General features: G+C 69.1%; 10 protein-coding genes and 1 pseudogene. 1 reads left to right on the top strand and 10 read right to left on the bottom strand.

Features of this window, described 5'->3' with window-relative positions:
* On the bottom strand, positions 1-1470 hold a 1470-nt coding region (locus U5N23_RS25880), incomplete at its 3' end, for an NAD-dependent succinate-semialdehyde dehydrogenase (RefSeq protein WP_322595588.1).
* Between the two features lie 153 nt (positions 1471-1623).
* The gene (gene gabT, locus U5N23_RS25875) at positions 1624-2916 is read right to left on the bottom strand and encodes a 4-aminobutyrate--2-oxoglutarate transaminase (protein WP_322595587.1); all 1293 of its coding nucleotides are present in this window, start codon (positions 2914-2916) and stop codon (positions 1624-1626) included.
* A gap of 153 nt (positions 2917-3069) precedes the next feature.
* Between gabT and U5N23_RS25870 the strand changes: the two genes are divergently transcribed.
* Positions 3070-4482, top strand: coding sequence for a PLP-dependent aminotransferase family protein (locus tag U5N23_RS25870; RefSeq protein WP_322595586.1), 1413 nt, complete (start codon positions 3070-3072; stop codon positions 4480-4482).
* A gap of 147 nt (positions 4483-4629) precedes the next feature.
* On the opposite strand, the gene U5N23_RS25865 is transcribed toward U5N23_RS25870, so the two are convergent.
* From U5N23_RS25865 to U5N23_RS25830, 8 genes and pseudogenes are all read right to left on the bottom strand, one after another.
* Positions 4630-5307, bottom strand: a complete 678-nt coding sequence (locus tag U5N23_RS25865) for a GntR family transcriptional regulator (RefSeq protein WP_322595585.1) — start codon at positions 5305-5307, stop codon at positions 4630-4632.
* A gap of 67 nt (positions 5308-5374) precedes the next feature.
* A complete protein-coding gene (locus U5N23_RS25860; RefSeq protein WP_322595584.1) occupies positions 5375-6373 on the bottom strand; it encodes a TRAP transporter substrate-binding protein in 999 nt (332 codons plus the stop codon).
* 61 nt (positions 6374-6434) lie between these two features.
* A complete protein-coding gene (locus U5N23_RS25855) occupies positions 6435-7700 on the bottom strand; it encodes a TRAP transporter large permease (protein ID WP_322595583.1) in 1266 nt (421 codons plus the stop codon).
* A 20-nt stretch (positions 7701-7720) separates the two neighbouring features.
* Entirely contained in the window at positions 7721-8356 is a 636-nt protein-coding gene (locus U5N23_RS25850; protein WP_322595582.1) for a TRAP transporter small permease, read from the bottom strand.
* 144 nt (positions 8357-8500) lie between these two features.
* Positions 8501-9817: an FAD-dependent oxidoreductase gene (locus U5N23_RS25845; protein WP_322595581.1), complete on the bottom strand. Its 1317-nt coding sequence runs from the start codon at positions 9815-9817 to the stop codon at positions 8501-8503.
* Entirely contained in the window at positions 9814-10077 is a 264-nt protein-coding gene (locus tag U5N23_RS25840; protein ID WP_322595580.1) for a (2Fe-2S)-binding protein, read from the bottom strand. Before U5N23_RS25840 ends, U5N23_RS25845 begins: the two co-directional genes overlap by 4 nt.
* On the bottom strand, positions 10074-11195 hold the full coding sequence (locus tag U5N23_RS25835) for an FAD-dependent oxidoreductase (protein WP_322595579.1): 1122 nt from the start codon (positions 11193-11195) through the stop codon (positions 10074-10076). The genes U5N23_RS25840 and U5N23_RS25835 overlap by 4 nt, the downstream gene beginning before the upstream one ends.
* Positions 11196-11210: 15 nt before the next feature.
* Positions 11211-12090: pseudogene (locus U5N23_RS25830) on the bottom strand (4-hydroxyproline epimerase); the annotation flags it as partial.

The following is a 12090-nucleotide window of genomic DNA, read 5'->3' as shown; positions in this document are numbered from 1 at the left end:
GATGTCGCCCAGGCAGAGGTACTTGATCTCCACATAGTCGTCGATGCCGTGGTGCGATCCCTCGCGGCCCAGGCCCGATTGCTTGACGCCGCCGAAGGGCACATGCTCGGTGGCCAGAATGCCCACGTTGATGCCCACCATGCCGTATTCCAGCGCCTCGGCCACGCGGAAGATGCGGCCCACGTCGCGGGTGTAGAAGTAGCTGGCCAGGCCGAATTCGGTGGCGTTGGCGGCGTCCACCGCTTCCTGCTCGGTCTTGAACTTGAAGACCGGGGCGAAGGGGCCGAAGGTCTCCTCGCGCGCGCACAGCATGTCGGGTGTGGCGTTGGCAATCACGGTGGGCTCGAAGAACTGGCCGGCCAGGCGCTTGCCGCCGGCCACCACGGTACCGCCCTTGGCCACGGCGTCGTCCACATGGCGCTGCACCTTGACCAGCGCCGCTTCCTCGATCAGCGGGCCCTGGTTCACGCCGTCCTCGAAACCATTGCCCACCTTGGCCGTCTTCACCTTGGCCGCGAACTTGGCGACGAACGCGTCGTACACGCCTTCCTGCACGTAAAAGCGGTTGGTGCACACGCAGGTCTGGCCGGCATTGCGGTACTTGCTGGCAAAGGCGCCTTCCACGGCGCTGTCGATGTCGGCGTCGTCGAACACCAGGAAGGGCGCGTTGCCGCCCAGCTCCAGCGACATCTTCTTCACGGTGGGCGCCGACTGCGCCATCAGGATGCGGCCCACTTCGGTGCTGCCGGTGAAGCTGATGTGGCGCACCACGTCGCTCGCGCACAGCACCTTGCCGATGGCAATGGAGTTGTCGCTGTCGGCCGGCAGGATGTTGAACACGCCTGCGGGGATGCCTGCGCGGAGGGCCAGCTCGGCAGCGGCCAGTGCGGTCAGCGGCGTGAGCTCGGCCGGCTTGATCACCACCGGGCAGCCAGCGGCCAGTGCGGGCGCCACCTTGCGCGTGATCATGGCCAGCGGGAAGTTCCACGGCGTGATGGCCGCGCACACGCCGATGGGCTGCTTCAGGACCATCAGCCGGCGGCTGTTGTCGAACTGGGGCAGGGTCTCGCCGTTGATGCGCTTGGCCTCTTCGGCAAACCACTCCACGAAGCTGGCGCCGTAGGCCACCTCGCCCTTGGCCTCGGGCAGGGGTTTGCCCTGCTCGGCCGTCATGATGCGGCCCAGGTCGTCCTGGTGGGCCATCAGCAGGTCATACCACTTGCGCAGGATGATGCTGCGCTCCTTGGCGGTCTTGGCCTTCCAGGCGGGCCAGGCGGCGTTGGCGGCGGCAATGGCAGCCTCGGCGTCCGCAGGTCCCAGGTTGGCCACGCTCGCGAGTTTCAGGCCCGTGGCCGGGTCGTTCACGTCGAAGCGGCTGTTGCCCGCCACCCACTGGCCGTTGACGAGGCCGTCGGTCTTGAGCAGGCTCGGGTCCTTGAGCAGGGAAAGGGGCGAAGTCTTCATGTCCATGGTGTGGTGTCTCGTCGGTTTGTAGTGGGGGCGCCAGGGCTGCCGCTGTGCAGCGCATGCCCGGGGCGCCAACGGCCAAAAATGAATATACACGCGGGGTGACCGCGCTGCAGGCAGCGCAGTCACGTCCCTGACAGCATCCGCGGTATGCGTTCAGGCCACGGCCGCAAAGCTGTCCGCGAGAATGGCCAGGCCTTCCCCCAGCAGCGCGTTGGAGGCCGTGAGCGGCACCAGGATGCGGATGACGTTGCCGTTGGTGCCGCAGGACAGCAGGATCAGCCCGCGGCGCGCGGCCTCGGCCACCACCTTCTTCGTGAGGGCCGCGTCCGGGCGCTGCAGGTCGCCGCCTTCGAACAGTTCGATGGCCACCATGGCGCCCAGGCCACGCACGTCGCCGATGGCGGGCACCTTGGTTGCCATATCCTTGAGCGCGCGCACCAGCAGTGCGCCCATGTCCTGGCTGCGCGCGAGAAGGCTTTCCTTCTCGAAGGCATCGATCACGGCCAGCGCCGCAGCGCAGGCCACGGGGCTGCCGGCATAGGTGCCGCCCAGGCCGCCGGGAGCGGGCGCATCCATCACCTCGGCGCGGCCCACCACGCCCGCCAGCGGAAAGCCGCCCGCCAGCGACTTGGCGGTGGTGATCAGGTCGGGTGCCACGGGCCACTGCTCGCAGGCGAACCAGGTGCCGGTGCGGCCCGCGCCGGTCTGCACCTCGTCGGCGATCAGCAAGATGCCGTAGCGGTCGGCCAAGGCCTTCAGGCCGCTGATGAATTCGCCAGGCGCGATGTAGAAGCCACCTTCGCCCTGCACGGGCTCGACGATGAAGGCCGCCACGCGCTCGGGCTCGATGTCGTTCTTGAACAGCAGTTCCACCGAATGCAGCGCCTGTTCCACGCTGATACCGTGCAGCGCATTGGGGAACAGCGCGTGGTACACCTCGCCCGGGAAGGGGCCGAAGCCGATCTTGTACGGCGCCACCTTGCCCGTGAGGCCCAGCGTCATGTTCGTGCGGCCGTGGTAGCCACCGGTGAAGGCGATCACGCCCGGGCGGCCGGTGTGGGCGCGGGCGATCTTCACGGCGTTCTCCACCGCTTCGGCGCCGGTGGTCAGCAGCAGCGTCTTCTTGGCGAAAGCGCCGGGGGCCAGGGTGTTCAGGCGCTCCGCCACTTCCACATAGGGCTCATAGGCCACCACCTGGAAGCAGGTGTGGGTGTACAGATCGAGCTGGGCCTTCACGGCGGCGATCACGCCGGCATGCAGGTGGCCGGTGTTCAACACGGCGATACCGCCGGCAAAGTCGATGTAGCGGCGGCCTTCCACGTCCCACAGTTCAGCGTTCAGGGCCTTCTGGACGAAGATCTCGTGGGCCTGGCCCACACCGCGCGCCACGGCGGCATGGCGGCGGGCGAGGAGGGCGGCATTGGTGAAGTGGCGGTCGTGCTGCATGGGCTTGGCGTTCAGGCGTGGTGAAGAATGGCGCCATTCTGGAAGCCGGGCTGCACACCGTCCATGTACACCGGCATGCTGATTCATGTGCACTGTGCAGGTCTAGAATCCAGTACACCTGCTCTGGCACATCTTCTGTTCCTGTTTCCATCGATGCTCACACTCCACCCGGACCTGCCGACACCCCTGGTCAGCCAGATCGTCGACGGGCTCAGGGACCTGATCACCGCGCAGTCGCTCAAGCCCGGCAGCAAGCTGCCCTCCATCCGCAGCTTTGCCGCCAGCCATGGCGTGAGCGTGTTCACCGTGGTGGAGGCCTACGACCGGCTGGTGGCCCAGGGCTGGCTGGTCTCGCGTGCCAACGCCGGCTTCTTCGTGAAGCGGCGCGAGGCGATGGCGCCGGGCCTGGCGGCGCCGGAGCGGCCGGCCCCGACCTTCGATGCGCGCTGGTACCTGCAGCAGATCTTCGAGAACCGCAACCTGCCCATGAAGCCCGGCTGCGGCTGGCTGCCGCAGGACTGGCTGTTCGGCGACGCGGTGCGCCGCAGCATGCGCCAACTGTCGTCCGAAGGCACGGAACTCGATGGCTATGGCCTGCCGCACGGTCTGCTGGACCTGCGCACGGTGGTGGCCGAGGCCATGGCCGAGCGCGACATCACCGCCGATGCCGAGCGCATCATGCTCACCCAGGGCTCCAGCCAGGCGCTCGACCTCGTGGTGCGCCGCCTGGTCAAGCCCGGCGACGTGGTGCTGGTGGACGACCCAGGCTACCCCAACCTGCACTTCATCCTGCGCTTTGCCGGGGCCCATGCCGTGGGCGTGCCGCGCACCGCCACCGGTTACGACCTGGTGGCGCTGGAGGCCTTGCTGGCCCAGCACCGCCCCACGGCCTTCTTCACCCAGCCGCGGCTGCAGAGCCCCACCTGCTCGGTCGCGTCCATGGCGCACCTGCACCGCCTGTTGCAGCTGGCCGAACAGCACGGCTTCATGCTGGTGGAGAACGATATCTACGCCGACATGGAGGCGGGCGTGCGCCCCTCGCTGGCCAGCCTGGACCAGCTCCACCGCGTGGTCTACCTGGGCAGCTTCTCCAAGACCATCTCGCCCAACCTGCGCACGGGCTACCTCGCGGCGCGGCGCGATCTGGTGGACGAACTGGTGCAACTCAAGATGGTCTCGGGCCTGACCTCGTCGGACATCACCGAGCGCATCACCTTCGGCGTGGTGACCGATGGCCGCTGGCGCAAGCACCTCAAGTCGCTGCGCGAGCGCCTGGCCGAGGCCCACCGCAGCGTGGGGCAGCGGCTGGAGGCTCTGGGCTTCGAACTGTTCCACGAACCCGAGGCCGGCATGTACCTCTGGGCCCGCCACCCCGACCTGCCCGACAGCGCCCTGCTCACACAGGACGCAACCGGCGAAGGCATCATGCTCGGGCCCGGCGCGCTGTTCCTGGTGGAGCCGCGGCCCACGGGCTGGCTGCGCTTCAATGTGGCGTTCTGCGCGGACGAGCGCCTGTGGCGCTTTCTGGAGCAGCGCATCGCGCTGGGGCACCAGGGCGCGCAGTAGGCCTGGCGCGCTGCGGCCTGAACTCGATGGAGAGCCAGGTGGGACGCAACTGGCGCGGCCCAGCCAGCGCCCCCGCGCAAGGGCCGCCCCGCCGCGCTGGGGGCGTCCCCCTCAGGGGGAAGGCGCGAAGCGACTCAGGGGGAGCAATTACCTGTCGATGATGCGCCGCGCGAACTGCTCCAGGTAGTCCATGAGCTGGTTGGCGCCGGCCACGGCATGGGCTTCGTCGCCGCTGGCGATGCCCTGCGCCAGGTGCATGTGGGCGCGCGCGCCCTCGGTCACGTCGCCCTCGTGCTGGTAGGCGTACCAGAAGCGGCGGCACTGCACGATGAGCGGCGCCACGGACTTCACGGCCGACTGGTTCTGGCACGCCAGGTGCACGATCTGGTCGAGCCCATGGTCGGCCAGCATGTAGCCATCGAGCTCGCCGCGCTCGGCAGCGCGCACCATCTCTTCGGCGCAGCGCACGATGGACTGGCGCTGCGGCGCAGTGGCTCGGCGTGCCGCGCACGAGGCGATCAGCCGCTCCAGCACGCGGCGCGTCTGGATCACGTCCAGGTGGTCCGCCAGGTCGATGTTGGAGACCTGCAGACCGCGGCGCGGCTGCTGCACGATGAGGCCGATGGACACCATGCGCAGCAGCGCCTCGCGCACCGGCGTGCGTCCCAGGCCGGTGCTCTCTGCAATTTCCGCCTCCACCACCGGGCTGCCGGGCTGCAGCTGCAGGGTGGAGATCATGGCCTCGATGGCGTCATAGGCCACGTCCGCCGCGCGCCGCTTGGGGCCGGTGTCTTTGCGGAGGGGTGGGCTGCTGCTGGGTGTCATCGACGGAAAGTGGGCTGGTAGGGCATGGCCCCCGGGCTGGGGACCATGGGGTCTGCCCCATCTTAAATCACAGGCTGGCACCGGCCTTGCGCAGTTCGGCGATCTGCGGCGCCTTGGGTAGCCACAGCTTGTCGAACTCCTGGATGGTGGCCTCGGGGTTGAACGAGGATGCGGTCTTGAAGGCGATGGAGGTGCCCTTGAATTTCTCGATCAGGCCCGCCTCGGTGGTCACGATGTCGTTGATCTGCGCGTCCAGCGACTGGGCGGTGAGCTTGCGGATCAGCTCCTTGTCCTTGGCATCGAGCCCCTGCCAGATGCGGCCCGACACCAGTGGAGCGAAGGGCATGAACAGCGCGTTCATCTGCAGCAGGGTCTTTGCGACCTTGTCGAAGCGCTGGTTCCACGAGAATTCGATGTCTGCCTCCAGCCCATCCACCTGGCCGTTGCTCATGGCGTCGAACACCTGGGGGGTCGGAATGGGCGTGGGCGCGGCGCCCAGCATCTGGTAGAAGTCGCGGTACACCGGCGTGGGGTTGATGCGCAGCTTCATGCCCTTGAGGTCGGTGGGCACGGAGATGTCCTTGGTGGAGAACACCGCGCGCATGCCGGTGATGCCCCAGCCCAGGCCGATGGTGCCGGTCTCGCGCGGCAGCACTTCCAGGAGCTTGGTGGCGGCCGGGTGCTTGACCAGCTTGGCCACGGCGGGCGTGGAGCGCACCAGGTAGGGCGCATTGATGGCGGCGATGCTGGACACGCGCGAGCCCAGTTCGGCCGCCTGGATCCAGCCCATGTCGAGGGCGCCGGACTGCAGCTGCTGCATCATGGCGGCCTCGTTGCCGAGCTGGCCCGAGTGGAAGACGGTCAGGCTCAGGCGGCCATCGGTCTCCTTCTTGAGCGCCTCGCCGAACTGCAGCGCGGCGCGGTTCCACGAGTGGCCTGCGGGGGTGATCAGGCCCAGGCGGAATTCCTTGGCGCCTGCGCCCTGTGCGAACACGAGCGGGGCGGCAAGGGTGGCGGCAGCGGCCACGGCGTGGCGCTGTACGAACTGGCGGCGGGTGGTGGTCATGGTGGACTCTCCTGGGTCGGGGAAGGGGACGGACGGGAACGGGATGAAAAAGGGGGCGGCGCTATTCGAGCAGCGCCAGCGACAGGCTCGGAAACAGCGACAGCAGCACCAGCGCCACGCAACTGATGAGGAAGAACGGCAGCGTGACGAGGAACATCTTTCCGGGCCTGGCCCCGGTGACCGCCGAGGCGACGAAGAAGCTCAGGCCCACGGGCGGCGTCATCAGGCCCAGCACCAGGTTGATCACCACCACCACACCGAAGTGGCGCGGATCGATGTGGTAGACCTCGGTGGCAATCGGCAGCAGGATGGGCACGGTCATGATCAGCCCGGGAATGCCATCGATCACCGTGCCGATGACCAGCAGAATCACATTGGTCAGCAGCAGGAAGGTGATGGGGTCGTGCGCCACGGTCTGGATCCAGGCGGCCACCATCTGCGGCACCTTGCCGTAGATCAGCAGCCACGAGAACACGGCGGCCGCCGCCACCAGGAACAGCACCACGGCCGAGTAGATGGCCGAGCGCAGCAGGATGGCCGGCATGGCGTTGAGCCGAAATTCCTTGGTCACGTAGCGGCCCACCAGGGCCGAGGACAGCGCGCCCACGGCAGCCGCCTCGGTGGGGTTGGCCAGCCCGCCCAGGATGGAGCCGACGATCACGATCGGGATCAGCAGCGTGGGGCTGGCCAGCACGATGGTGCGGGCGCGCTGGGCCAGGGTGCGCCGTTCGCTGCGCGGGTAGTCGTAGATGAAGCCCATGAGGGCGATCACGGCGAAGAACAGCAGCGTGAGCAGCACGCCGGGGATGATGCCGGCGATCAGCATGTCGCCCACGGCCACCTGGGCCAGCACGCTGAACACCACGAACATCACCGAGGGCGGGATGATGGGCCCGAGCATGCCGCCATACACCGTGAGGCCGGCCGCAAAGGTCTTGTCGTAGCCCTGCTTTTCCATCTCGGGCACCATCACCTGCGACATGATGGCCACCTGCGCGGTGGCCGAACCGATGATGGACGACACCAGCATGTTGGCCAGGATGTTGACGTAGGCCAGACCGCCCTTGACCGAGCCGATGAAGGCCATGGACAGGTCCACCAGCCGGCGCGTGATGCCGCCGCTGTTCATGATCTCGCCGATCAGGATGAACAGCGGAATGGCGATGAGCCCATAGCTGTCCACCCCCGCGAACATCTGCATGGGAAACGACTGGAACAGCACCGTGCCGCCGGTGGCGAAGATGTAGACGATGCCCGACAGGCACAGGCACACGCCGATGGGCACGCCCACCAGCAGCGCAACCAGGAAGAAGAGGGAGGTGATCATGGAGGGGCCTTCGGGAGTCTTCAGTTCACCGCGTCGGCGCTGACCACGTCGAAGCCCGGGTGCGTGCGCCGCTCGGCACACCCCATGTCTTCGAGCAGGTTGGCCAGCGCATGCAGGCTGAAGGTGGCCGAGAAGATCGGCAGGATCAGCTGCAGCACCCAGGTGGGCCAGTTGAGCGTCTGCGTGCGCTCGGTGTAGAGAAAATTGAAGCTCTCGGCCGCGTACTCCTTGGCGTCGAAGCCGTAGCGCGCGATGCCGACCGGGTCCATCCACTGCCAGCACATCCACAGCATGGCCGCGCCGAACAGCAGCACACATGCTGTGGCCACGCCCTTGATGGCCTTCGCGGCGCGTGCACCCAATTGGTCGGTGAGCATGGTCACGGCAAAGTCCATGCGCAGCCGCGTCATGACCGACGCCCCCACGAAGGTCAGCCAGACCACCGTGTACACCGCCGCCTCGTCGATCCAGTAGATGGGCATGCCGCTGTAGCGCGTCACCACGTTGAGTAGGATCAGCGCCACCAGCAGGGTCATGAGGGCGGTGAGCAGGTGGCGCTCCATGCGCAGCAGCCAACTGGACAAATCCAGCAACCAGCGGATGGGGGCGCGTGGTGGCGCCACGGGAGGGGTGGCTGAGGTGGAAGCGGAGGGCATGGGGGTGGCTCTGTTGGAGTGGCTATGGAGGAGGAGGGATCGGCGGCACCAAAATAAATATCTTCTTAATATATGTAGAAGCAAGATGAGTGCCCGTGCCCGAAGGCGCGAACGCCCTGATCGGGTGCTTCCTGCAGCGGGGGCTCAGCCGGAGGGGGCGTCGTCGCCAGCCGCCGCCAGCGTGGCGATGCGCGCCGGCGCCAGCAGATGGCGCGGCGGCGCCGGCGTCCAGCCGAACAGGTGCTGTGTGGCGGCGCTGCAGATGCGCCCCTGGCAGGCGCCCATGCCGCAGCGCGTGTGCAGCTTGGCGTCGACCCAGCCGGTGCGGTCTGCCAGTTCGGCATGGGACACGTCCTCGCAGCGGCACACCAGGGTGTCGGGCCGGGCCAGGGTCTTGAGTGATTCGTTCAGTGCGAAGGACTGCTGCAGCGCCTGGGCAAAGCCTTCCCAGCGGCGCAGTGTGGTGTGCAGTGTGTGCACCGCGGTGGCGTTGCCTGCAGCGGCATGGCCGGCGATGGCGCCCTGGGCCAGTGCACGCTCGCTGCCGCCAAAGCCGGTGCACTCGCCAGCGGCATAGACCCCTGCCACGCTGGTGCGCATCTGGGCGTCCACCTGCAGGCCCAGGCCGCCACTCAAAGGGCCGCCCAGGGCGCAGCCCAGCAGCTGTCCCAGGTGCGTGTTGGGCACCAGGCCAAAGCCGCACGCCAGGCGTTCGCAGGCAATGGTTTCTTCGCCACGCCCCGCGCGCAGGCGCACGGACTGCACCTGGCCTTCACCGACGGCTTCGAGCACATGGCTGCCCGCACGCAGTTGCGGGTGCAGCAGGGTGAATGCCTGCACGGCCTTGGCGGGCCAGCCCGGCAGCTGCGCGGCAAAGCCTGCGAGTGCGCGCCAGCCGGCCTGCTCGGCCACCCGCACCACCCGCGCACCGGCCTGGGTGGCGGTGGCCGCCGCGGCCAGCAGCAGCGGGCCGGTGCCTGCGACCACGATGCGCTGGCCTTTGACGGGCAGCCCGGCCTTGACCAGGGCCTGCAGTGCGCCCGCGCCGGTCACGCCCGGCAGCGTCCAGCCCGGAAACGGCAGCAGCAGTTCGCGCGCACCGTTGCACAGCACGATGCGGTGGCTGTGCTGGGTCCAGCCCCGGTCGGCGTCTTCGAGCAGCAGGGCCGGAGCGTGGTCGGCCCGTTGCCGCTCGCCCAGGCCCACCACGCGCGTGCCGCACAAAAGCCGGATGTTCGCGTGCCGCGCCAGCGCCTCGCGGTGCTGGCGGGCCAATGGCGGCAGCGTGGCACCGGGTCCGTCGCGCCAGATCTGGCCGCCGGCTGCGGGGTTGTCGTCCACGACGGTGATGGCCGCGCCGCTCGGCGCCGCAGCCAGTGCCGCGGCCATGCCGGCGGGGCCGGCGCCGATGATGAGGAGGTCGCAGTGCGCGTGCGCCTGCGAACGGTTGAGTGCGTTCATGGGCACGGCCCGCCGGTATCGGTGTGGACCTGCATGCCCTCGGTGCACAGGGTCTGGCAGGCCAGGTGCGTGCGGCCGTCGATGCGCACCCGGCATTCGTGGCACACACCCATGCCGCACAGCGGCGCGCGCGGCTGGCCGGTGACGGAGCTGCGCGTGCGGCCCGGCGGCACCTGGGCCAGGGCCGCGGCCACGCTGGTGCCCGGGACGACCTGCAGGCGCACGCCATCGGCGTGGATCTGTACCGTGGCGGTGCTCATGCGATCAGGCTCCCGGCAAAACGATCAGGCGAATAGGGTGCCGGGTCGAGCGGCAGCACGGCACCGGTGATCTGTGCGGCCAGCAACTGGGCCGTGGCCGGCGCCGTGGTCACGCCCAGGCCTTCATGCCCCACGGCCAGCCACAGGTCGCTGTGGTGCGGGTGGTGGCCGATGATCGGCAGGCCATCGGGCGTGGCCGCGCGAAAACCGGTCCAGGTGCGGATGGCGTTGAGCTCGGCCAAGCCCGGCACATAGTCGAGCGCACGGCGCAGCATGCGCGCCAGCACGGCGTTGTCGATGGCCGGGTCGGTGGTGTCGAACTGGCGCGACGAGCCGATGAGCAGTTGCCCCGTGGGCCGCGGCTGCAGGTTGAAGGCCACCGAGGTGCCGTCGCTCTGGTGGGCGTTGGTGATGTAGCCCAGCTCCACCAGTTGGTGGCGCACCGTGCCGGGGTAGCGGTCGGTGATGGCCAGGTGCCCCTTCTTGGGGCGTATCGGCAGGCCGGGGCACAGGTCCGTGGCGTGGATGCCCGCGGCCAGCAGCACCGCGCCGCCCTCGCGCACGCTGCCATCGGACAGGTGCACGCGCCGGCCATCGATGCGCGCCACCTGGGCATGCTCGACGGCGATGGGCCGTGCCGCGTGCGCCAGCAGCCACTGCGCGGCGTTGGGGGCATAGACCACGCTGTCGCCGCCGACCTTGAGGGCGCCGTGCAGGCCTGGCCGCAGCGCGGGTTCCAGTTTTGCCAGGGATGGGGCGTCCAGCAGCTCGCAGGCGATGCCGTGCGCGCGCAGGCCGGCGGCCTTGGCCTCGGCGCCGGCCATTTCCTCGGCATTGGCCGCGATCCAGAGCGTGCCGCAGTTGGCATATGCGCAGCCGGGCAGGTCGGCATTCATGCGCGGACCCCAGGCGTGCCACTGGTCGAGCGAGGCCTGGCTCAGCGCCAGCTCGGCCGCGTTGTCGTCCATCACCACCAGATGGCCCATGCCGGCCCGCGTGGCGCCGCCGCGGCGGCGCATCGAGCACGCGCACCGACAGGCCGGCGTCGGCCAGTTCAGGTGGGCGCAGGCCGCCCCCATCATGCCGGCGCCGACCACGATCACGTCCGCAGCTCGCACGGGGTGGCTGGTGGCTTAGAGGCGGATGCCCCAGGCAAAGGGGTCGTCCTGCGCGATCAGCAAGGTGGCCTCGGCGCTCATGTGGGCCGTGCCGCGCAGCGTAGGGATGATTCTGCCGGCCTGGGTGTCGGGTTCGTAGCGCGCCTCGAAGCTGCTGCCGATGATGCTCGCCTGGCGCCACACCTGGCCGGGCTGCAGCTTGCCGTCGGCCGCCAGGCAGGCCAGCTTGGCGCTGGTGCCGGTGCCGCAGGGCGAGCGGTCGTAGGCACCGCCGGGGCAGAGCACGAAGTTGCGGCTGTCGGCCACCTCGTCGTCGGCAAAGAGTTCGATGTGGTCGATCTCGCCGCCGTTGCCGCCGCGTGATGCCCGGGTCCTTGAGCGCCGAGCGGCACGGCGCTGGTGTAGGCGGTCAGCGCTCGCAGGTTGTCGCTGGTAACGCGCTGGCCATGCGCGCTCATCAGAAAGAACCAGTTGCCGCCCCAGGCCACGTCGCCCGTGACGGTGCCGATGCCCGGCACCGTGAGCGACAGCCCCTGGTGCAGCCGGTAGGCCGGCACGTTGCGCACGCTGACCGAGCCATCCCCGTGCAGCGTGGTCATCACCGTGCCCACGGGCGTCTCGATGCCGTGCTCGCCCGGCTGCAAGCGCCCCAGGTAGGCCAGCGAGGCCACCAGGCCGATGGTGCCGTGGCCGCACATGCCGAGGTAGCCGGTGTTGTTGAAGAAGATCAGGCCGGCCGCGTTGGCCGGGTCCTGCGGTGCGCACAGCAACGCGCCCACCATCACGTCGCTGCCGCGCGGCTCCAGCACGGTGGCGGCGCGCCAGACATCGTGCTGGCTGGCCAGCAGGGCGCGGCGCTCGGCCATGGTGCCCGTGCCCAGGTCGGGGGGAACCG

This window comes from Acidovorax sp., assembly GCF_034519795.1.
Taxonomy (GTDB): domain Bacteria; phylum Pseudomonadota; class Gammaproteobacteria; order Burkholderiales; family Burkholderiaceae_C; genus Acidovorax.
Note: the sequence above shows the minus strand (reverse complement) of the source record. Positions and strands in the feature narration are given on the sequence as shown.